The sequence below is a fragment of the Nocardia sp. alder85J genome (assembly GCF_020176955.2).
Taxonomy (GTDB): domain Bacteria; phylum Actinomycetota; class Actinomycetes; order Mycobacteriales; family Mycobacteriaceae; genus Nocardia.
Map to the genome: position 1 here is coordinate 1 of NZ_JAIUCZ020000009.1, position 21,423 is coordinate 21,423.

Annotated in this window: 14 protein-coding genes and 4 pseudogenes; 5 read left to right on the forward strand and 13 right to left on the reverse strand. The window is 67.4% G+C overall.

Annotated elements, in window-relative coordinates; translation table 11 throughout:
- Positions 1-12: 12 nt before the first annotated feature.
- From LBW94_RS30270 to LBW94_RS30285, 4 genes are read right to left on the reverse strand one after another with little or no spacing between them, the layout of a single operon-like run.
- A complete protein-coding gene (locus LBW94_RS30270; protein ID WP_225062742.1) occupies positions 13-366 on the reverse strand; it encodes a hypothetical protein in 354 nt (117 codons plus the stop codon).
- Positions 363-1,721 (reverse strand): hypothetical protein, encoded by a 1,359-nt coding sequence (locus LBW94_RS30275; RefSeq protein WP_225062741.1) that lies wholly within the window; start codon positions 1,719-1,721, stop codon positions 363-365. Before LBW94_RS30275 ends, LBW94_RS30270 begins: the two co-directional genes overlap by 4 nt.
- Positions 1,722-1,726: 5 nt before the next feature.
- Entirely contained in the window at positions 1,727-2,026 is a 300-nt protein-coding gene (locus LBW94_RS30280) for a WXG100 family type VII secretion target (RefSeq protein WP_225062740.1), read from the reverse strand.
- On the reverse strand, positions 2,023-2,355 hold the full coding sequence (locus tag LBW94_RS30285) for a WXG100 family type VII secretion target (RefSeq protein WP_225062739.1): 333 nt from the start codon (positions 2,353-2,355) through the stop codon (positions 2,023-2,025). Before LBW94_RS30285 ends, LBW94_RS30280 begins: the two co-directional genes overlap by 4 nt.
- A gap of 722 nt (positions 2,356-3,077) precedes the next feature.
- On the opposite strand from LBW94_RS30285, the gene LBW94_RS30290 reads away from it, so the two are divergent.
- The gene (locus LBW94_RS30290) at positions 3,078-3,542 is read left to right on the forward strand and encodes a transposase (RefSeq protein ID WP_266272523.1); all 465 of its coding nucleotides are present in this window, start codon (positions 3,078-3,080) and stop codon (positions 3,540-3,542) included.
- 172 nt (positions 3,543-3,714) lie between these two features.
- Positions 3,715-4,011, forward strand: coding sequence for a DDE-type integrase/transposase/recombinase (locus tag LBW94_RS30295; protein ID WP_266272526.1), 297 nt, complete (start codon positions 3,715-3,717; stop codon positions 4,009-4,011).
- Here LBW94_RS30295 and LBW94_RS30300 read toward each other — a convergent pair.
- A pseudogene (locus tag LBW94_RS30300) lies at positions 3,987-5,342 on the reverse strand (IS30 family transposase). The gene LBW94_RS30295 and the pseudogene LBW94_RS30300 sit on opposite strands and share 25 nt — an antisense overlap.
- A gap of 68 nt (positions 5,343-5,410) precedes the next feature.
- On the opposite strand from LBW94_RS30300, the pseudogene LBW94_RS30305 reads away from it, so the two are divergent.
- A pseudogene (locus tag LBW94_RS30305) lies at positions 5,411-5,701 on the forward strand (IS3 family transposase); the annotation flags it as partial.
- Here the strand turns inward: LBW94_RS30305 and LBW94_RS30310 are convergent.
- Positions 5,698-6,099, reverse strand: a pseudogene (locus LBW94_RS30310) (transposase); the annotation flags it as partial. The pseudogenes LBW94_RS30305 and LBW94_RS30310 overlap by 4 nt on opposite strands.
- 373 nt (positions 6,100-6,472) lie before the next feature.
- Positions 6,473-6,661: pseudogene (locus tag LBW94_RS44485) on the reverse strand (helix-turn-helix domain-containing protein); the annotation flags it as partial.
- 68 nt (positions 6,662-6,729) lie between these two features.
- On the opposite strand from LBW94_RS44485, the gene LBW94_RS30315 reads away from it, so the two are divergent.
- Together LBW94_RS30315 and LBW94_RS30320 are read left to right on the forward strand one after the other, a co-directional pair.
- Complete coding sequence (locus LBW94_RS30315) at positions 6,730-6,852, forward strand: hypothetical protein (protein ID WP_266272528.1); 123 nt, start codon at positions 6,730-6,732, stop codon at positions 6,850-6,852.
- A 145-nt stretch (positions 6,853-6,997) separates the two neighbouring features.
- The gene (locus tag LBW94_RS30320) at positions 6,998-7,618 is read left to right on the forward strand and encodes a TetR/AcrR family transcriptional regulator (RefSeq protein WP_225062646.1); all 621 of its coding nucleotides are present in this window, start codon (positions 6,998-7,000) and stop codon (positions 7,616-7,618) included.
- Between the two features lie 37 nt (positions 7,619-7,655).
- On the opposite strand, the gene LBW94_RS30325 is transcribed toward LBW94_RS30320, so the two are convergent.
- From LBW94_RS30325 to LBW94_RS30350, 6 genes are read right to left on the reverse strand one after another with little or no spacing between them, the layout of a single operon-like run.
- Entirely contained in the window at positions 7,656-8,825 is a 1,170-nt protein-coding gene (locus LBW94_RS30325; protein ID WP_225062647.1) for a hypothetical protein, read from the reverse strand.
- 11 nt (positions 8,826-8,836) lie between these two features.
- Positions 8,837-10,384: a hypothetical protein gene (locus LBW94_RS30330; protein ID WP_225062648.1), complete on the reverse strand. Its 1,548-nt coding sequence runs from the start codon at positions 10,382-10,384 to the stop codon at positions 8,837-8,839.
- Positions 10,381-14,289 carry a hypothetical protein gene (locus tag LBW94_RS30335; RefSeq protein ID WP_225062649.1) on the reverse strand — a complete coding sequence of 1,303 codons (3,909 nt, stop codon included), beginning with the start codon at positions 14,287-14,289 and terminating at the stop codon, positions 10,381-10,383. The genes LBW94_RS30330 and LBW94_RS30335 overlap by 4 nt, the downstream gene beginning before the upstream one ends.
- A gap of 29 nt (positions 14,290-14,318) precedes the next feature.
- The gene (locus LBW94_RS30340; RefSeq protein ID WP_225062650.1) at positions 14,319-16,655 is read right to left on the reverse strand and encodes a hypothetical protein; all 2,337 of its coding nucleotides are present in this window, start codon (positions 16,653-16,655) and stop codon (positions 14,319-14,321) included.
- Between the two features lie 24 nt (positions 16,656-16,679).
- Positions 16,680-19,541 (reverse strand): DUF6603 domain-containing protein, encoded by a 2,862-nt coding sequence (locus tag LBW94_RS30345; protein ID WP_225062651.1) that lies wholly within the window; start codon positions 19,539-19,541, stop codon positions 16,680-16,682.
- 12 nt (positions 19,542-19,553) lie between these two features.
- Entirely contained in the window at positions 19,554-21,128 is a 1,575-nt protein-coding gene (locus LBW94_RS30350; protein ID WP_266272531.1) for a hypothetical protein, read from the reverse strand.
- Positions 21,129-21,423: the final 295 nt, after the last annotated feature.

Genomic DNA, 21,423 nt, shown 5'->3' on the forward strand with positions numbered 1-21,423 from the left:
TCAGGCAGGTTTTCAGTTCTCGGTGGTGGTTTCGGTGGCGAACATGGCGATGTCGTCCAGGGCATCCTCGGCTCGTCCCACGGTGTCGGTGTTGTCTGTAAGACGTTGGAGGGCTGGGATGACGCGTTCGCTGTCGATGGCGCCGTGGATGCGCGCGATGTGGCCCAGTGCGGTGGCGGCCACCGAGCGGATGTCGGCGTTCGGGCTGTGCAGGAGCGTGAGTGCGCGGTCGGTGACCCAGGCGCCGTCAGGGTCGTGGAGAGCCAAGCGCAGGATCGCCTGGGTCACCGCGTGTGGGTCCGTGGATTCCAGCATAGCGGTCGCGTCGCCGCGGCTGATCGGGTCCAGTTTCTGGTAGGTGCTCACAGCGGTTTGCCTCTCCTGTTGACGACGCCTGCCCTGACCAGAGCATTCTGCATGTCTTGGCTGAGTTGGTCCCAAGTGCGTTGGTGTCCGTGGTAGATACCGGAATCGGGATGGGTTTCGTCGAAGACGTCGAACTCGCCGGTTTCCGGGTCATAGCCGACCCGGCGTGGTGTGGTCGGTTTGATCGGTACGGACCGGTCGAGGGTTTCCTGTCCGTGGGTCGGTTCGGGCGCGGCGTTCCCGCGCTGCTCTTTGCCGTGTTTAGGTGATCCTTCGTAGGTCCGTTTATCGTCCGGTACCGAGTCTCCGGCCACCGATACGACGGACAGTGCGGCGATGGCCGCGAGCGCTGTCGCGCTCAGCTCGGTGACACCGCCGAAAGCTGCTGTGGCGCCGGCGAGCACCGTGCCGAAGAATGCGGAGACCTCGCTGCTGATCGTGGTGCCGACCTCGGCGACCAGTGTCGCGCCCGCGGCGGTGGCCGCACCGGCTTCGGCCTCATCGCCGCCGGCCAGGCCCAGACCGAAGGAGAAAATGGTCGTCGCGATGACGACCGCGGCTGTCGCCACGCCGATAGCCGCGAGCTTGACCAGCAGGCCGTCGGTGGCTGAGTGCACATTGGTGCGTAACGTGCTGAGCCCGTCCTGGTGCACGGCGACCAATGGCGCGAGTCCGGTTGCCGCGCTGTGCAAGTTGGTTGCGCCTTGGGTCAGTGTCGTGAAGTGGTCCGAGAAGTGATCGAGATCGGGGGCCTTGAGATCTGCTGTAAGCGTCGCGGAAATCCTGTTGAGGGTGTCGGCGGCGTTCTTGATCGCATCGTGTTCCGCGAACTTCTTCCACGCGTCGGCGGCCTGTGTCAGCAGGGTGACGTCGCCATTGGGCACCGGAGTCGTGATGTGGTCGAGCAGTCCGGGGATTTTCGACACGATGATGCCGTCACCGTGGTGGCCCAGAACGGACGCGGGCGCGAGCACCGGATTTTCCGCCCCGTACAGCGGCGAAGTAACGGCAGGTTGGGGCGGGGGCGAGTTCCTCGGCGGATCGGTGCTGGCGTCGACGGTGTTGTAGTATTCGGTGACCGCGTAGTTGTAGCCGGCGTAGGCCAACAGATCGCCCATGTTCTGGATCGAGTTGGCGAGGGTCGTTGCCATGGTGACCACACCGCCCACGTGAGTGTCGTACTCGTTGGCCCAGGCTTTCACCTTGTCGTAGTCACCGACCATGCCGCCGGAGTCGAACAAGGTCTGGTAGAGCGGATTGAAGGCGGTGCTGATGTTCGTGGCCAGGCTGTAGCACTTCGCGGAGGCCGCGCCATAGGCAGAAGGATCGATGTCCAGCTGCGGATCCGATCCCATCCGGGTCAGCCCTTGAGCATCTTGGTGTTGACCTCCACCGCCGTGTTGTATCGGGCGTGGATCCGTTTCGCCGCACCTGTCGCGTCGGCGACTCCCTGTGCGAACTCCCGAGCTTCGCCGATCCACTTGTTGTGTGCATCGGCGTGAGCGCTTGCCGCGACACTGTCCCAATCACCGCTGTGCAACGCTTTCACTCGGCGATCGATCTCGTCGAAAGTGTCGGTCAGAAATCCGGCCAACCCATTCATGCGGGCGACTATCTGATCGAGATGAGCCAGATCCACGGTGAATTTGTCGCCGGTCATAAGTTCAGACTCGAGACGGCACCAGTGGTACGACTGGCCAGTTCAGAATAGTTGGACGCGGTGATGCCGAGCTTCCCAGCCAACTCGATCAACGTCTCGAAGATCTGTTTCCCGCTGGTGCAACATTCGGACCACCCCTCAGTGAACACGGAGGCAGTGGGACCGGTCCAGTTGCTCGCTGTCAACCCCGCAACGTCCTTGTCGGTCGCGTTCAAAGCGTTCTGCAACGTCTGGGCTTGAGCGTAAACGTACCGGCCGAGCCCACTCACTTCCTCGGGAACCGCCGAGAGCGACTGCCCTCCCGCACCATAACCCCCATCTGCTGCCATGACGAGCATGGTAATCGGGGACAGTCTCGAGCGTCCAGCCAACCAGTTTCATGCTCTTGCGGTCCTGCACGACCCACCCGGCGTTGGTCAACTGCTGGTCGATCAGCACCCGCGCCCGCTGTTCGGCTGCCAGCCTCGGATCGTCCGTCAACCCACCGTCTCCCTGCGCGCCGTAGCTCCCGTCATGGCCATCATGCCTCACGACCCCGACACATACTCTCGCCGGAAAGTTGCACGCGGGCAGGAACATCGGCGCACCGAGTGTCCCTTCGGTCCTGTGGACGATGAAGGCAGCCTCACCCTTCACTGATCGACATCCAGTTGCCCGCGTACGAGTTCTGCCAGTTCGCGTTTGGCCCCGGATGAGAGCCTCTTCCCGCTGACCGGTCTCGCGAGCCGTCACAAACTTGATGGGCAGCGGCTCGGCCCGTGGCGTGGACATCAGACGGTCGGGTTCATCGGATCCGCCCTGCGGCCGGATGCTGTTCTGGCGGAGAGCTTTCCCCTCCTGTCGTTTCGATTTTGGCCGCAGTCGCCGGCGCGCAACCCCGTGCGCTGCGCGGCCCTGCGAGCTTGCGGGAACTTTCCGCCGAGCCGCTCCCGGTGAGCGGTCCCCGGTGACGAGACCACCCAGAACTTGAGTCCAGGTGATGTCGGGGCTGCTGCACGGATAGGTGACATCGACATGGCTTGCCGGGAGGCTGGCCTGAGAGGATGTCACAGTGCCGAAGCCGTATCCGAAGGAGTTCCGCGACGATGTGGTGCGGGTTGCTCGCAACCGCGACGACGGAGTCACGCTGGAACAGGTAGCCGCGGATTTCGGGGTTCATCCGATGACGCTGTCGAAGTGGATGCGCCAGGCCGGGATCGACGACGGGAACCGGCCCGGGGCCACGTGTAGCGAGTCCGCGGAGTTGCGGGACGCGCGGCGGCGGATCCGGTTGCTGGAGCAGGAGAACGAGGTCCTGCGGCGTGCGGCGGCGTATCTGTCGCAGGCCCAAATACCGGGAAAAGGCTCTACCCGCTCCGTGAAAGAGCTTGCCGCCGAAGGGATTCCCGTGGCGGTGACGTGCCGGGTTCTTCAGCTCGCTCGCCAGCCTTACTATCGGTGGCTGGCCGCAACCGGTGACCGTAGCCGAGGGGATTGCGGCGTATCGGGCGAACGTGTTGTTCGATGCGCATCGTGACGATCCGGAGTTCGGGTACCGGTTCCTCGTAAGCGAAGCCAGAGCCGCGGGTGTGGCGATGGTAAACCGGACCGCGTGGCGGATCTGCTCGGGCAACCGGTGGTGGAGTGTGTTCGGGAAACGCCGGCGCGGCAAGAACGGGAAGCCCGGCCCGCCGGTCCACGACGACCCGGTGCGGCGGCACTTCACCGCCGATGCCCCGAATCGCTTGTGGCTCAGCGATATTACCGGACATCACACCGGTGAAGGGAAGCTGTATCTCTGTGCGGTCAAGGACGTGTTCTCCAACCGGATCGTCGGCTACTCGATCGATTCCCGGATGAAGTCGCAGTTGGCGGTGGCCGCGTTGGCCAACGCGGTGGCCCGCCGTGGTGATGTGGCCGGCTGTGTGCTGCACACCGACCGCGGCAGTCAGGGCGGATTCAACTGGTCGTCGCAACACAATTATTTCGAAAGCGATTGTAGGTGATGTTCCATCGCTTCGGCCGGGGTGCGCCATCCGAGGGCCTTTCGCGGACGCGTGTTGAGGGCGCCTGCGACGGCGGCGAGATCACGCTTGGTCCAACGTGATAGGTCGGTGCCTTTCGGAAAGTACTGCCGCAGAAGGCCATTGGTGTTCTCGTTGGTTCCGCGCTGCCACGGGCTGTGCGGGTCGGCGAAGAAGATCGGGACACCGGTCTTGCGTGTCAGCGCCGCATGCGCAGATAGGCTCCTTGCCGCGATCCCAGGTCAGGGACTTCAGCATTCGCTCGGGAATCTTGTTCAATGCGGCGGTCAGCGCCTTGTTCATCGACGACGCTCCGTAGCCACTGAGCGCCGGACCGTTCTTCACCGGCGCGGACCACCCCACCCGCGCTCGCGAGGCAGGTGGACGAGCACGGTGAACCGGGTGTTCCGCTCGACCAGGGTGCCGACGGCCGAGCGGCCGGTGCCGATGATCAGGTCGCCTTCCCAGTGGCCAGGGGTGGCACGATCATCGGCTTCGGCGGGACGTTCACTGATCAGCACGTCGGCAGACGTGCGCCCAGTGCCACGCGTTTCGAGCGGGCGCGGGCATGCGCAGGGCCCGGCCGGTGCGCAGGTTCAAGATGAGCTTGCGGTCGAGTGCTCCGCGGCCTTCGATGTAGAGCGCCTGGTAGATGGCTTCGTGGCTGATCCGCATCGACGGGTCGCCAGGGAAATCGATCCGCAGCCGCTGGGAGATCTGCTCCCGGACTCCACGCCTGAACAGGCCCAGGTCCGCTCGATGCGGCTTGTTCCGGCCGGTCCATTCTCTCGGTCGCCGGGCCCGCGGCAACCTGGCCTTCCGCGTCCGCGTGATCCGTCCCGCCAGGCGGTGCTGAACATATTCTCGAGTTGTTGATTACCAACAAGTTTCGCAGTCTTCGGGCGTCCAGCGAACAGTTCGGCCTTCCACTGGGCAACCGATGCGCGGTAGTCGAGCTTGCCGCCACGAGTCGCGGCGTTGCGCCGCAGCTCCCGCGAGATCGTCGACGGGCTGCGGTCCAGCACCTGTGCGATCTGCCGCACCCCCATGCCCCGAGCCTTCAGCAGCGCGATCTCTTCGCGCTCGGCGAACGACAGGTAGCGGCCGCCGGGCCGGCTCCAGGAATACGGTGACATCCCGCCAGCATCGCGGAACCATCGAGTACCCGCGACAGGCGATACCCCCACCGCCACACCGGCTTCCGTCGGCAGGACACCTTCTGCGATCTTGTCCCAGAACAAGCGCTCGACCGAACGCTGATGGCCGGGATGTCCCGGCGACTTCATCGGCGCCCGCCCGGTGACCTCCCGCATCCAGTCCGATGGCCGTCCCATAACACCCTCCATGACCTCGGGTGTTGCGACCACCGGTTGAACCTGAGCAGTTTCGTTCGAGACGATTTGTGCACGCGCTCAACAGATTTCACATGACCGGATCCATGGGCAGAGTCGGTGCCGCCGGTGACAACGCGGCCATGGAGAGCTTCTTCAGCCTCCTGCAACACAATGTCCTGGACCGGCAGCGCTGGGACACTCGCGAGCAGTTGCGGATCGCGATCGTGACCTGGATCGAACGCACCTACCACCGCCGGCGTCGGCAGACCCGCCTGGGCCGGTTGACCCCGATCGAATACGAAACCATCATGTCTCCAGCAGCCCGACAGGCTGCTTAACCACTGTCACCAGATCGTGCAGCAGCCCCGACCTCGTTTCCGAGTTGGTCGCGGGTGGTGATGGTCTTGTCGGCGAGGGTGCGTTTGAGGTCGGCGTTGACCAGTTCGCCGGGGTTGAGGTGCGGGGCGTAGGCGGGCAGGTGGTGCAGTTCGATGTGGTCGGCGTGGTCGGCGGCCCAGGTTTTCACGGTCTTGGCGCGGTGGGCGGGGTGGCCGTCGACGACCAGGTGGATCTTGGTGTCGAAGTGGTTGAGCAGCCGGGTGCAGAACGCGAGTAATCCGGCGGCGTCGAAGGTGCCGTGGAACACTGTGAAGTGCAGTTCGCCGCGGGTGGATATGGTCGACATCGCGTTGAGCGAGAAGCGGTTTCCGGTGCGTTTGACCACCGGGTCTGCCCCCGCGGCCCCAGGTGTGCCCGGACAGCTGGTCGCTGCGCACGCCGACCTGGTCGCCGAACAGGATCACCGCGCCTTCGGACCGGGCGCGTTCGCGCAGGGCGGGGTAGGTGACCTCGACCCACCCGCGCATCGCCTCCGGGTCTGCCCCGATCGCTCCGCGGTCCGGCCGCTTGAAGGTGAAAACCCATGCAGCGCAACAGCTTTCCCATCCCCCTGCTCGGTGAACGACACCCCGGACAGCCGATGCGCGAGGGCCACGACCTTCGGAGGGTCCACAGTTTGCCCCCAGATCCAGCACCTCGGGCTCGAAGTCGACGATCGCCGTTACCAGCGCCAGCGCCCGGTCCGGCGACAGCTTGGTCTGCTCACCGATCCTGCGACCGGGACGACCCGAGTTCAGCCCCTCGGCACCACCCTCGGCGAATCGGTTGCGCCAGTTACGAATCGATCCCCGCGACACCCCGAACACCCGAGTCGCCTCCGAGGTCGGCATCCCATCCCGGATCGCGCCCATCACACGCTTGCCCAACGCCTCCTGCTGCGGCGGTGAGAGCCTGCGCATGCCCACCCGAAGATCATCGCCCACACCCGACGACCGCGACGGTCAATCAACACGTTTCAGGTCAATATGTGAACGACGAGGAATACGGCCCGTTCCTGGAGACCGCGATCGGCGCGCGCGGCCCGTTCCACGGGGACGAGTACATGGAGGCACTGCGCCGACACTTCGAGAAGCACAGTCTCACACTGTGATACCGCCCGCCGGCCACGCCGTCACCGGCGTGGCCTACGACCTGGTACCTCCTACCGACCGAAGCCGTCGAGCTCCCGGCGCCGTCGTGCGACCACCCCGCGTGAGAAGCTGAGCGAGGATGTCGCCCGAGCCGAGGGGATCAGATTGGGTACCGCGCCGATTCTGGGTCGGCCCGCCGGAGCCAGCGGTGAGCAGACCCGGCAACGGGTCATCGCCGCCACCATGCGCTGCGTGGCCGAGGTCGGGTACTCGCGCGCGACCATCCGGGAGATCGCCCGCGCGGCGAACATGACCAGCGGCAGCCTGTATCACTACTTCCCGAACAAGGCGGAACTGGTCAAGGCCGCCTTCCTCGAACTCGCGGAGACCATGGTGCCGCGTCTCGGCGCCGCCGCAGCGTGCGCCGGAACCGTACCGGACAAGTTCATGGCCGTGCTGACCGAAGCCGAGCGCGTCATCGCCGACTACCCGTATGCGTCGGCCTTCGACCGGGCGATCCGAGTCGAGAGCCCGGCACACCTACAGTTGCCCGAACACAGCGACGCGGTCTTCTCCTCCCTGCGGACCATCGTCCTCGACATCGTCGAACGGGCCCAACGGGAAGGGGCGTTGGGTCCCGGTGTCGAGGTGCGCGTGGCCGCCGACGCGGTCTACGCCCTCTTCCAGGGACTGTACGAACAGGCCGCCACCACGACCCGCGAGGCCCATCACGCGACCATGGAAGCCGCCAAGATGCTGCTGTGCGGGACCCTGTTCGACTACTGACCGTATGCGGTCCGACCGGAACGGCAACATCCGGCGCTCACTGTTTCGCGAGGGTGCCGATGCCGAGGGGATACCACGCTGTTCGGTAGGTGCCGTCGCTTTCCGGTGAGCTGATGGAGACGGTGCTGTCGCGGGCGATGGGTAGGAGCATTCTGCAGCCGGTGAACTGGGTGGGGTCGTCGTAGGGGTCGACCGTACCGGTGTTGATCGCGTAGTCGACCTCTTCCGCGTCGGGGGCGGTCACCTTGACCACGATGCCGGAATTGCTGCCCCGGACGGTGCACAGCAGCAGCCCGTCGGTGGTCGCGACGTGGTTTCCGATCGTGGTGATCAGCTGGGGATCCGTCAGAATGCTCGCGGTGCGGTCGATGGACAGATTGCCGAGGTCGACATCGGTCGGTTGCACGCTCACCAGCGTGGTCAGGGTATGGGTGAGTTTCTGCTGATGGGTTTTGTCCCACAGCGTGAGGGTCAGGGCGAAGAGAGTGGTGTGGGAGAGGGCCAGGGAATGGTCTTCGTCGGGGCCGGTGTACGCGCCCGCGCCGTCGTTGTTGAGGTCGGTGATGTCCAGGGGCTCGGCCAGCTGGTCGTAATCGATGGTGAGGGTGTAATACGGCTTGCCCGCGGTCGAGCCCCGCTCGAATCCGATCGGATCGCACGACCAGCTGAGCTGGAGGTGCTCGCCCTGCTGGACCAGCACCTTGTCCGGCGGGTCGGCGCGGAAACTGTCGAAGACGGTTCCCGCGGGACTTTTCGCGAGCGGGATGTCCTGGGACGGGCGGGCGTCGCCGATATGTTCCGTGACCGTGACGACGGTTTCGGTGAGATCGTCGGATCGGAGCCCGGCGCTGACCTGGACCGTGATCGCGACATCCAGGCGATCCCCGGGGCCGAGGACCGGGTGGTGGCTGTTGTGCGGGGTGAGGGAGAGGTAGTGGACCTTCTTGGTCTTGTCGTACGCGTGCTGGAAATTCCAGCTACCGGGATGTGACGGGGTGATCACCGAATCCTGGACGGCCTCGTCGGTGCAGAGATTCTCGGGAGTATCGCCGGGATTGAGGTCGATGGCGATTTCCTGGCAGGTGATGTCGCTGTCCGTCTCGTTCTCGAACGAGAAATAGAGGGTGACCTTCGCACCGGCATTCGGTGTTTCCGGATCGGTGCTGAAACTCGCGAGAACGATGGGGAGGACATCGTCGTTGCTCATCGTGGTGCTCCTCATCGCGCGAGGTCGTCGGGACCGAGCGGGTGCCAGCTGAGCTTGTATCGCAGGCCCGCGTCGCCGGTGGTGGTGAACGTGACCTCGCTGCCCGTGCGAACGGGCAGGGTGAGGTTCTCGTTGTCCCGGCCGTGGCGGTCCTCGGCGGAGCGCGAAGCGATCGTGAAGCCTTCCGGCGGAACGGGATTCGCGGCGCCGGGGGGAGTGATCTCGACCCGGAGCGTGCCGCCGGCGACGGAGCCGAAGATGAATCCGTCCGTCGGCGCGGTGTAGTCGACGCCGGGCTCGAGCGGTGTGCGGCCGGTGTGGAGCATGCGGCTGGATCCGGTGACGCGGAGGTGGCCGGCGCGCAGGTCGCCGCCCAGGATCACACTGGCGGTGGTCAGGTCCACGGCGGCGGGGGTATCGCCGTCGGGCTGATACGTGGCGCGGAGGTGGTAGCCGACGCCGATGCCGTCGAGCGGTTCGGTGGGGACGGTGAAGTAGGCGAGTTTGTCGTTGCCGGGATCGGCGGTGCCGTACGCGCGGATCCGGTCGTTGTCCACGGACACCGTCCGGGTGTCGGGTCCGCTGGACACGTTGTAGGTGAGGGTGTACGCGAACAGTGAATCCGCGCTGTTCTCGGGTCCGTGCCAACGCAATTCGGTGGTGTCGCCGACGTGGACGGTGAGGTTCGCGGGATGGAAGTCCTCGACGGGCCGGTCTTTCGGCCATCGGGCAGCGGCCGCGTGGGCGCGCAGCGGCGCTGCGCCGGTGTTCGCCGACCGGTCGGAGAGGTTTCCGACGCCGAGCGGGTGCCAGGTCAGCCTGTACGCCTGCGGATCGGGGAGCCCGAACGCCAGGGTGCTGTGTTTGGCGATCGGAATGGTGAGGTTGTCGTTGTACGCGCCCCGGGAGTCGGTGTCGGCGACGAGCAGATGCCAGGTGGAGGGCATCCCGGCCCGCCCGCCGGTCCGGGGATCCGGCGGGCTGACCTGTATCCAGAGCCGGTCGCCGGTGATCGCGCCACACAGGAATCCGTCGGTGAGCGCGAGGTAGTGCGTGTTGTTGGCGAATCCGTCCTGGGTCTCGGTGAGGAGTTGGGCGGTTCCGGTGAGGCTGTTGATGCTGCCGGCCTTGAGATCACCGCGGTGGACGAAGGTCGCGGTGGTCAGGTCCCGGGTTTCCTCGACTCCCTGCTGCTTGCAGACGGCCTGGAGGTGATAACCCACGGCGATGCCGTCCAAGGGCTCGGTCGGGAAGGCGAAATCCAGGAGCTTGCCGGGGTCGCCCGGATTCGGCTGGGCATATTTCAGTGGGCTGTCCGGGTCGTCGGGGTCCACTTTCTGGAACAGCACCGCGTCGTCCACCGCGATCGGCCGGGCGTCTTCCCCACCGGTGTCGTAGTACAGGGAGTAGTGCACGACCGGGTTGTTCGTGCAGGTCCAGTGCAGGGTGGTGGTGTCGCCGCGCAGGATCGGGGTGTCGTCGGCGTAGAAACTCTCGAAGGTTCCGTCGTTGCCGGTCGGCCAGAACCGCACCGGCTGGGGTTCGTCGTGGCTGGTCACTGGGACTTCTCCTGGCGCGGACGAGTCGCCGCATCGAGGGGGATCTGTGCGGCGTTCGTGGTCTCCGCGCGGTCCCGCGTCGGAGACGTGACCTGGTCGAGGGTGGTGGCCAGGGTCAGATAGCCGGTGCGGGCGACGGAATTGGGCTGGTCGAGATGGGCGACGACGTCGGGGGCGGTGATGGGGTAGTGGTTCCACGGACTCGGTTCGGACCAGTCCCATACCCCGGTCCACGAGTCGGGGCGGGGCATGACCACGGCCGTCTGTGTGGTGCTCGTCCCGGTGTCCGGATCGGGCCGGCCGGTCGGCGCGGGCCGGGTGCCGGCCAGGATCGGGCCGACCCGGCAGGCGATCTGCAACCGGGACAGCGGTGTGCGGACGGCCTCGTCGGGCAGGCGGACGCTGACCGCGGGCACGACGTCGGTCACCGCGTTGATCTCCGCCCACGGGTGGGCCAGCATCGTCACGTACGCGACGACCGGCGTGACCGGGTCGTCCCCGTTGGCGTGCGGATTCTCCGGCATGGGCGCGAGGTTCACCGGCAGCGCGAGGTCCCGGGCGGTGATCCGGCGGGCGTAGCCGCTGTCCCCGCCGTCGGCGGTGCGGAAGACGGTGTAATCGGTGTCCGCATCCGGGAGGACCGGCCCGTCCGGCCCGTCGGTCCGGTGGGTGAAGTAGCCGATCAGGCCGTCGGTGGTCACGACGACGCCGTCGTCGTTCGACTGCCGGCCGCCGAGTCGGATGTTCCACCGCCACTGCCGCTTCAGGTAGTCCGGGGTGCGGAAGTCCAGCACCGGATAGGGCGCGGAGTCGCTGCCCCAGCTGGGATCGGTGCCGGGCAGCGTATAGCTCTCCAGCGTCAGCCGGGCTCGCAGCAGCGCGACGGGCATCCCGATCAGCGGCGCGACCATCGTGCCGTCGTTGCCGGGCGCCGCGGCGGTGCCCGCCGAATCGTCGATGCGCCGCATGAGGGCGTCGAAGGCGTCGGTGCCGCCGTCGCGCAGGCCGGTGAGGAAGCCGAACAGCTCGGGGCAGAGCCGGGCGAAGTCGCCGTCCGGGTCGGTCGGGTCGTCCCGGTGGGGGTAGTAGGGGAGGGTGGCCCAGTCGACGGCCGGCCCTTCGGTGTTGCCGTCGGTGCCGATTCCCTTGCGGGCCTCCACGATGCCGCGCCCGTGCTCGTCGTGCACGAGCAGGGTTCCGGAGAGGTGGTTCACGAGCAGCCACCCGAGCGCCGGGGTCGGGGCCGGTGCGCTCGCGGTGGCCACGACCGGCGGATCGTCGATGACCGCCCCGGGGACGGCGGCGGACGTGTTGACCGGAACCCAGTCGAAGCGCAGCCGCGTCGGTGCGGTGAGGCGGGGCGCCAACTGCACGTAGCAGCCGGGGTTCGTCCACTTCTCGCCGACCGTGATCGGGTGGTCGTTCTCGGCGCTGGGCGTGAGGGTGCCCGCGACCCACGGCAGGCGCTGTGCGGGGCTGAGTTCGCCGCCGATGCCGGCATCGATGTAGGTGAAGGTGCGTCCCATGGAATCCACGACACCGGCGAAGGTGACGACGAACTGGCCCGCGCAGGCGGGGAAGAACCGGATCTTCGCGGTCGGGGCCATCACGTCGGGGTCGGGCGCGGGGAAGCCGGCGTCGGGGTGGTCGTAGCCGGTGAGCATCTCACACAGGTGGCTCTCGCTCGGATCGTTCTCGTTCGGCTGCACCCCCATGCCCGGCATGCGCTGATCGAGACTGCGGTGGAAACCGTCCAGCATCTGCGAGATCTCGCCCACGCCGAGCCGATCGGCCAGCTCCTCGACGGGGGCATCGCGGTAGCGGCGCAGGTGCCGTTCGACCGCGCCGTGCACCAGCTGCTGCGGCAGGTCGGTCAGGGCGGACCGGCCGACGAACTTCCACGCCGGAATCGGTTGCGGGGCACCGGTTCTCGTCAGTCGGTACCGGCCTTCGCCGGCGTCGAAGGCCCAGTGGTAGCCGTCGGTGGCGTCGGCCGGGACCGGGTAGTAGTCCAGCTCCCACAGCAGGTAGACCGGCGACCACGGCTGATCCCACAGGCCGGTGAAATGCCCGGGGCCCGTCGGCTGCCGCGCGGCATCGTGGAATGCCGCCGAGACGCCGTCAACCAGGGTTCCGAGGTCCTCGACCAGGTCGTCGTCCGTGGCGGCGGCCCGGGACAGCAGCGTGAACTCGCGGAACAGGCCGCTGAAGCATCCCCGCACGTGGTCCGGAAGTCCGGCACTCCAGCCGGGCAGTGGCGGCGGCTCCGGGGGTGGCTGCATGCTGTCGCCGATGCGTATCGCGGCCACCAATTGGTCGTCGGAGCGGCACGGCAACACTTCCGGATACGGTTCCTGCTCGGCATTCACGCCGCCGAGCACGACGACTGGGTCATACGGCGTATAGAACGGGGGGAGCGGGACGGCCTTCAGCCTGCGGTGGATCCCGGCGGGATCGGCGCACGTCGGATCCAGCCCCCGAGCCCTGGCGTATTCGAAGGCGCTGGCCTCGAATTCCGCCGCCGAATCCCCGGACGGGATTGCGTCCGTCCCGGTGCGCAGGCCCCGCATCTCGTCCTGAATTCGGAGGAGCCCGACGGCGAGTTCGTTGATCGTCGTGGCCGGGTCGAAGTCCGCCGGGCGTCCGGCGCCACCGTACGCGACCGGCATCCTGCCGAGGCGCCACAGGTCGTACACCCTGTTCTGCAATCCGATCTCGTTGCGGGCCAGCAGGTTGTACCGATATTGCCTCTCATTGAGTTCCGCCAGCCATGCCCGCTCCTTCTCCAGCTCGTCCTCCGTCGCGGCGGTCTCGGATCCCGGCGCGTCGGCGATGGTCCAGGCGTGGCCGATGTCGTAAGGGATGAACCACGAGCTGTGTACCCGGTCGTCGAACTGGTCCGGCGCGGTGTCGAGCGTTTCGAGGCCGTCGGTGAGGAAAGCGTGCAGGAGCCGGCCGACGGCGACCTCGTCACGGTCACTGTGCAGGTCGGCGGTCTGGGCTTCGGCGGTGCTGTGGCCCACCGCGAGGTAGGCCCGGTCCGCGCTCTCGGGCAGCTTCCCCTGGGGATAGTCCCGATTCGTCCGGTCCCACGGCAGCCGCAGCGCGGTCCCGGCGTACACCGAGACCGGATCCGTCTCGAGCCGGCCGGGTGTCCAGCCCAGCGCGTCCAGTAGCGCGGCCGTCTCGGGCGCCGAACGCCGCCCCGGTGTGGCGAGAATGTCCGCGGTCGGATCCGAATACCAGCCCACCACAAGGTAATCCAGTGTCGCGCGATCGACGCCGGCGAGATCGTCGTAGAACGCGAAGACGCCGCGGTGGTACGGCAGGAAACCGCAGAAGTCCGGCAGTCCCGGGCCGATCGCGGTGAGAAAGAGATCGGTGGTCTGTTTCTCCGCCCAGGCGTCGGTATCGAACGCCCGCCCGATCGCACCCTCTTTGAGGTCTCCCCGGATGTAGTACTCGTCCGGCGCCGGCACCGTGAACGGATAGGGGGAATGGTTCCCCTGCCACGGGTAATTCCGCCACGCGTCGCGGTCCGGCGAATTCTCGACGATGTCCGGATCGACGAGACTGTCGCTTTCCACCACCCAGGCGGCGAAAGCAGGGGCCGCGTTCGCGGGCCGGCTCGAGCGCACGACGAGCCACCGATTGGGGACCAGCGGAAATGTGTCGGTGTCCTGGTGATGGGCCCGGAGCGCGTGCGGAAGCGACCAGCGCACATGCGCGCCCACCGCGGGCCGGTCATCGAGATGCGGGTCCGGATACGGCTCGGGCGGAACCGCCAGATTCGCCGGGTCGGTGAAGTCGAGGGTCCACTGCCCGTAGCCTTCTTCGCGTTCACTGGCCACGGTGTTGACGAGGTAGGTGTCGATCTGCACAGGAACGATCAACGGGTGGGTCATCGTAAGCTCCCCGGTATTCGAGTGGGCCGCTACGGCCGGAAGGTCTGCCGGACCGGGGATTGGATCAACTGCACCGCGAATCCGGCCGGGGTCAATTCACCGTCTGGTAGCTGACCGAGTTCGCGCAGGCGCTCGGTGAGTTGCGGTGCGATCCGATGGATGTCCATGGTGTCGGTCCCGGTCCGCAGGTAGGCCGGGACGTTGTCGTTGTCGCTGATCGGCGCGCCGGTCCGGCCGTTCCCGGCCAGGTATCGCAGGTCGAGAAAGAGCTCGCCGTGTTCGACCTGAGCGCCGATGTACAGATCTTGATGCGGTTCGGCGATCGTGACCCTGTCGGGAACTTCGGCGAACAGGCACAGCAGCAGGTCGGGGGCGAGGTATTCCCGGCGCACGATCTCGATCGCCCGCCCGCCCCGGTCGGCTTCGATGATCAGTCCCGGCCAGTCGCGGGCCAGCCGGGAGCGCAGCAGCAGCCCGGCCTCGGGCCACGGGACGGTGTTCGCGTCGGCCGCCGAGCGCCGCAGGACCGCCTCCTGGAGAACGGTATCCGCGGTGGTCTGGACACCGGCGTCGACGAATCCGTCGACGAGCGCGGTGATCCACGTGGGATCCACGTAGCAGAAGCGCACACTCTCCGGCGGAAGCATCCGCCGGTCGGCGACCAAATGATCGAAGGGCACCAGTTCCAGCGCCGCGAGCCCGTCGATGATGTCGCCGACCGGCCCGGCCGCGGCGGCCGAGTCGAGGGTGAGCGCCTCGCTCACCGCACTGTCCGCGAGGACGGTACGCAACCGGTGTGCCCAGGTCGGCCCGCCGGACGGCCGGTCCCGGGGCGGCGGCGCGGCGTGCCGCCGGCTCAGGCGGTTCGCCAGACCGTCGGCGAGCAGGGTGTGCAGCCGGTCGGTGGCGGGCCGCGGGTGCGCGATGGCGGCCGCGGTGGTCAGGGTGCCGGGGTCCAGGCCGCTGATCTCGGGCGGGGTCGTCAGGCGGGTGACCGCCGCCGCGAAGGCGGTGCGGGCCTTGCGCCGGAACGTCTTCTGGGCGTAGCGCGACGGTGCGTGCGACAGTGCCAGCAGCCGCCCCATCGTCCAGGCCACGGCGTAGCTCAGGTCGAACACACCCCATTGTGGGAGGTAGATCATCAGCCCGTCGGGCGTGCCGAGGACCGGTGCCGCGTCCGCCCGGGCGTGCCGGCCCCCGGAATCGGACGTTCGGGTGAAGGGTGGCAGGCCGGGCGGGAGCGGCGGCGGTGGTACCGGGATCAACGGTCCCCGGTACCAGGCGAAGGTCCGCTCGCCCTCGGCGGTCGGAGACGACACCGGCACATATCCCCACCGCAGGCGCCTGCCGACCTCCGCGGTCTCTTCCGTATCCGCGTCGGCCGGCGGCGGCAGGCGCAGGGACAGCGCACGGTCGTGATCCGGATTCGGGTGCTGCTCGTCGTCGTGCGGCTCGCCGGGCAGCGCGAGCTCGTGGACGACCTCGGAGAAGTGTCCGCCCGGATCCGGATGCGACGTGAACGACCACGACAGCAGCGACACCAGCCGCACCGATTCGATGCCGTCCGGTGTCCGAGGACCCGCCTCGGGCTTCAGGCAGTCCGCGAAGCCCTCCAGCGAGACGAGGTGGGCCGCGTAATTCCCGTAGCCGCGGGGAAACCGGTTCGCCAGCACGATGCTGTATTGCCCGGTCTCGGTGAATTCCGCCGCCGACATCTTGGCTCGCGCCGACAGTGTGGGACGCTCGGCCACCTCACGGACGTGCGTCAGATAATTCAATTCGTCGAAACGGGGAACGATCGCCGTGAACACCCCCGCCGGAACATCGATCGTCCGGCACGGGCCCTGCAACACCTCGGGGATGACCGTGCCGGGATCGATATCGGGGCCGAGCACGGTGGCGCGGGGGTCCTTGCGCAGATCGAGCACGTCCGCCACGGTGTATTCGGTATCCGCCGTGCCCTGTGCCTGCGGATCTCCGGGCAGTTCGTGCTGCGCGAAAACGAGCAGCGCCAGCCACGGGGCGCGTTCGCCGTCGTTCTCGCCGTCGGCGCCCTCGGCCAGAATCTGTTCCCACGGCAGCGTCAGCCGGGTCAGGCTCACATGCGCCAGCTGATTGTCGAAGGGACCCGTCGCGCCGGACGGCGGGTGCGTCGCGTGCACACATCCGGGCGGTAAGGCGAAACGCGGCGCATGCACCTCGAAACGCTGGGTGATCTCGGGAAATTGATCACCGTTCGCCCCGGGATTGCTCAGCGATCGCCCGTCGGCGTCGCGAACCTCCTGATGCACGGTGATCGCATACCTGCCGCCCGTCAGGAACGGCGTGTAGGAGTCGTGGAAAGTGATGAGGCGTGGAGTCGCCATGAGAGTTCTCCTCCGTCCCGGCGTTCAGAGCGTGAGGGGGTCGGCGGTGTAGAGGCCGTGCGCGACGCGTGTTTCGTAGCGGGTGAGCGCGTCGTCGGTGTGCGGGCTGTAGTCCTGGACGTCTCCCGCGAGCGTCCGGCAGTTCCGCAGGGCCGCGTCCAGGCGGGTACGTGCGGCGGCCCGCGCGGTGAGGGTGGTGGCGATGGCGGTGACGGTCGCGCCGGCGCTCGGGTGCGGCTGGTCCGGCGGTGTCGTGGCGGTGGGGTCGATCGGCAGGCTGCTGTCGGGGTCGACGGGCTCGACGTCGAGATCTTCCGAGTCGATCGCCGGGATGTGGGCGCCGAGCGCGGCGTCGGGGATCCGGACGCGCAGCCCGGTGTAGGCGTCGACGAGGCCGGGCGAGTCCAGGCCCGGTGCGGCGTCCCGGTCCAGCGGCTTGCCCCACAGCGCCTCGGGGACTCCCTGGGCGACCGGGTCCACCACCCAGCCCTGCCGGTGCAGGTCGACGAGGCCGGTGTCCTCGTGGGTGATGGTGACGGTGTGGACGGACGCGAGACCTTCGCCCGCCCCGTGCCCCATCGGCCGTACGTTCAGCCCGTCCGTCGCGTCGGAGCTCGCGCCGTTGACGACGACGCTGGTGGACGGGACCGTGCACGAGGTGGTGAAGACGAAGCCGTGGACCGACACGTGCCACACCGCGCCGGAGCCGGAGTCCGGCGGGCTCGCGGCGCCGCCGTCGGGCGTCCCCGGAACCGGCAGCAGCCCGGACTCGGCCCGCGCCAGCAGCCGCCCGTCGCCGGGTAACAGTTGCTGCACACACTCGTCCCAGGACAGCGGGGCCGGCGGTGCCGGATCGCTGCCGAACGACGGGTAGAACTTGACCCCGAAAGGCAGCCGGATCTCCGCTCTGCCGCCGAAGCGGGGCATCCAGATGGCCAGTCCCACCGATACTTCCAGTTTCACGGTCACCAGCAGTTTCACCTGGAGCCCGGCGCTGAGCCGCAGCGACGCATTGATGTAGAAGGGATGCCACTGCACCCAGAAATCGAAGGAGACGGCGAACCAGCCCTTGATACTCAGCTTCCAGATCTTCAGATCCAGCAGGGTGAACGTCAGGCTCGCGCCGACCGCCATCCCGGAGTTGGAGAACATCAGGTACGCCTGCCCCGACACGCCCTGCCACTGGTTCTTGCCGTTCGGGGTCCTGGTCGATATTCCGAGCCGTTCCCGGACGTTCGGGTAGTAACTCGGGCGGGTGTATCCGACGGGATAACCGCCCGCGGTCAGTACCCATTGGTTCCGATATTCGCCGCCGACGTACACGTAGAGGTCGATCGCGCCGGAGATGCTGAGGAAATCCTCGCTGAAGAGGTAGCTGTTGGGCGCGAGCGCGGCGCCGACGGCCACCAGACCCGCCGATACCTCGGCTTCGACGACGGCCTTGACCTTGAAGACGTTCCGGAATTCCGACATGTCCAGCGTCCCGATCAGGGCGCCGGCCCATTCTCCGCTGCGCGGGATCGAGACGATCAGCAGCGCCCAGATGTCGAACACCTCGACGATGTTCGCCGCGACGCCGACCGCGAACCAGAACGCGCCGTCCTGGGGCGTCACCCATTCGGTGTGGATGTCGCCGTCGGTGCTGGTGAGGCGGTCCATCACCTCCAGGGGACTGTTCGTGGAGGGGGCCGCCGCGGGCAGCAGCGGGGCCAGGAGCGGGAATTTCAGCACCGTGGCCGGATCGGGCACCCGGAGTTCGCAATTCATCCCGAAGCCGAAACAGAGGCCGGTGAGCATGACACCGGGAAATACCTCTATACCCTGCGGCGGCGTATTCTCCGCCTCGGCGGTGAGCCGCAGCAGCAGGAACAGGAAGACCATGGCGAAAGCCGGCGACACGTTCCCCGGATGCGCGCGCGCATAAGCGCCCAGCAGTTCGAAGTTCAGGCCGGGCATGGACAGGGTCACGCCACCCTCGGCGAGAATGTCGTATTCCGGCCGATCGTGGATCACGGCGAAACCGCCGCCGATCTCGACCGGTTTCCGCACGAAGTGCAGGCCATATCCTTCGGGCAGGCCCACGACGAGGGAATAGGTGTAGTCCGCATTGGTGGTGAACCCCAGCCGGAGGCCGATCACCTCGAGGGCGATGCCCTTGTCGCCGGTCTGCGCGTCCTTCCGTTCCGCGGGGTCCGGATCCGCCGCCTTCCCGATCGCCACCGAGCCGTCCACCCACACTTTCAGGGTGAACAGGCCGCCGTCGTGGGGTTCGTATGTGCAGCCCAGGCGGCGGACGTACAGGCTGCCAACCCCGGAGTCGACGTCCGTCCAGGCCGGGACGGCATTCTGCGTCAGATCCGGAACGAAGATCAGGTGCCCCTTGTCGAGCAGCCTGAAGTTGAGAAATGCGCACCCGGGGGTTCTGTCGATACCGGTGAATCTCGTGGGGAAACGCAACGGAAAGCTCGAATCGAGCGTGGCGAGCATCTCGTCGATCCGGGTCAGGATGTCGGACCCGAATGTACCCGTCGCCAGTCCCGTACCGCCGTAATCCAGAACGACGTCCCCGTGGTCGGGTACGCTGCCCCCCACCAGCGGCAGATGTCCCAGCCGGTAATCGGTCCGGGCGGCGGACAACGCGATATAGCTGGGTTTCTCGTTGGCCATCTGCACGCCGGCGAGCAGGAATACATAATGTTTCTCGTCGTCGTCGGACTGCCCGCAGACCACGAGCGGATCCGAGGGCGTCAGGCTACCCGTCTGCCGGGTCCTGATCCGCGGCGCGAGCGCCACCGCGGGCATGGAATCGACACCGCTGGGATGAATGTCGTAGTCCGCCAATATCTCCGCCACCGTGCGCGGGTCCGACGACTCGTTGCCGGTCATGTCCCACCCCCTTCAGCCGATTTCGACGGTGATGCGGGCGGCGCCGTTGCCTCCGGGTTCGCCGCCGTCTCGCGCGTCGCCGCCGCGGCCGCCGAATCCCGCGCTCTCGTTGAGCGGTGCGTACGGGGTGCGTGGGTCGCTGTCGGCGGACGGTTCGAAAACGGCGCTCTCGGGATAGTGGCTCGGGCCCTGGGCGCCGCCACCGCCACCGCCAGAGCCGGTGTCCCCGCCGCCCCCGCCCTCACCGCCGGTACCGCCGGTGCCCTCACCTCGATAGCCGCGGCCGCCGCCGCCCCCGCCGCCCCCACCGTCGCCCTCGTAGCCGCCGCTGCCCCCGTCACCTCGGGAGCCGCCCGCGCCGCCTTCACTGCCGCCGCCGTCGGAACCGGTGCCGTCGGCGCTGCTGCCGACACCACCGCTGCCCCCGCCGCCGCCGAGGTTGCCGCCCGAACCGTCGCCACCGTCGCCCCCGCCGCCATGACCACCGTCGCCGCCGTAGCCGTCGTAGGTGCCGTCGCCGCCCCCGCCGCCGCCACCCCCGCCACCACCGGCGACGAGGATGGGATCCTGCGCGGGGTAGCAGGTGTAATCGCCCGGTCCGCCGATGTGGACGGTGACCGGGCCGGAGGGCGCGGTAGTGAGGACATATTTGAGATAGGCGCCCGCGCCGCCGTCGCCACCGACATTGCCGGCGGCGCCGTATCCGGAGCCGCCCGTGCCACCGGTCCCGCCGGTGCCCCACAATTCGATGGTGATCCGCGATACATTCGCCGGGGTGGAAAACGGATGGTCGCCCGGTTCGGTGAAGATGACCGTGTAATTCGCCGGCTCCTGGGTGCTGGGGACGACGGCGCACACCGCAGGGCCGTTACTGATATACGCGCGGTCCAGGTAGGTGCCGTCGCCGCCGTCGATGACGGTGGCGGCCCAGGCGACCTTGTCGGTGAATTCGTGCGGCAGGTCGGGCCAGGCGTCGCGAATACTCGGCACGGTGCCGTCGCCGCCGGAATTCTTCCAATGATCCGGTTCGAATTCCAGATCGTCGACCGATTCACAATCGGTATCGTGGAAGAACCAGAGCTTGCGATCCCGGACGGAATACAGGGACGCCGTCACCGACTCGAAGGGGAATTCCTTGCCCCCACCGTCGTCGAAATCGTACCCGAATACGCTCGCGATGGTCCGGGCCTGGGTGTCGGTATCGAGTTCCTGTGAAGTGGGTTTCGCGACCGATACCCGGTAACAATTCGCGCCCTGGAACAGGTAGACCTTGGACGCGCTTTCGAAGCACAACGCGGCGTCCAGCGGTTTCGTGCCGTCGAGGCCGTGCGGGTTGTCGGGGGTGAAGATGCTCGAGCCGCCCAGCAGGTCGAACAGTGATCCGCTGTCGAGGGGCTGGTCGCCGAGCCACGGTTTCCCCTGCTCGGTGGCCCACGCATAGCGTTCGTACCGAACTCCGTCGGCGCCGTTTCCGTTGCCGGACAGGAAGTAGACGCTCGGCGGCACGGTCGCGCCGTGGGTACTGGGGTCGGCATTCTGCCAGGGGGTGTGAAAAGACGCCGAGAATGCGGCATCATAGGATTTCATATCGATACCCTCCACGAGAACTGGAGTTTCGCTTTCGCCAGGTACCGGACGATCCGCACCCGTGCGGCCTTAGGGCCGGCTGCGCGATACTGTCCGGGGAAGAATTCCGGAAAACCTGCTCGCAGGAATTCCCACATCGTCGGTGTCTTGTGCCGGGAATGGTGACCGAATCTGGAATCTATGAGTTCCGACCCTTGCTGTCCGCAATTGCATCCTACATTACACAGGCATATCGGGCGCGTCAATCCCCCTGGCGCGTCCGACATTCAGGGTACCGACCGGTCGCCATCGGTGC

What these genes read in the sequence shown, in the direction of transcription:
- LBW94_RS30275 (WP_225062741.1), bottom strand. Translation starts at nt 1,721, where the DNA reads ATGGGATCGGATCCGCAGCTGGACATCGATCCTTCTGCCTATGGCGCG.
- LBW94_RS30340 (WP_225062650.1), bottom strand. Translation starts at nt 16,655, where the DNA reads ATGGCGACTCCACGCCTCATCACTTTCCACGACTCCTACACGCCGTTC.
- LBW94_RS30325 (WP_225062647.1), bottom strand. Translation starts at nt 8,825, where the DNA reads ATGAGCAACGACGATGTCCTCCCCATCGTTCTCGCGAGTTTCAGCACC.
- LBW94_RS30335 (WP_225062649.1), bottom strand. Translation starts at nt 14,289, where the DNA reads ATGACCCACCCGTTGATCGTTCCTGTGCAGATCGACACCTACCTCGTC.
- LBW94_RS30280 (WP_225062740.1), bottom strand. Translation starts at nt 2,026, where the DNA reads ATGACCGGCGACAAATTCACCGTGGATCTGGCTCATCTCGATCAGATA.
- LBW94_RS30350 (WP_266272531.1), bottom strand. Translation starts at nt 21,128, where the DNA reads ATGAAATCCTATGATGCCGCATTCTCGGCGTCTTTTCACACCCCCTGG.
- LBW94_RS30345 (WP_225062651.1), bottom strand. Translation starts at nt 19,541, where the DNA reads ATGACCGGCAACGAGTCGTCGGACCCGCGCACGGTGGCGGAGATATTG.
- LBW94_RS30285 (WP_225062739.1), bottom strand. Translation starts at nt 2,355, where the DNA reads ATGGCAGCAGATGGGGGTTATGGTGCGGGAGGGCAGTCGCTCTCGGCG.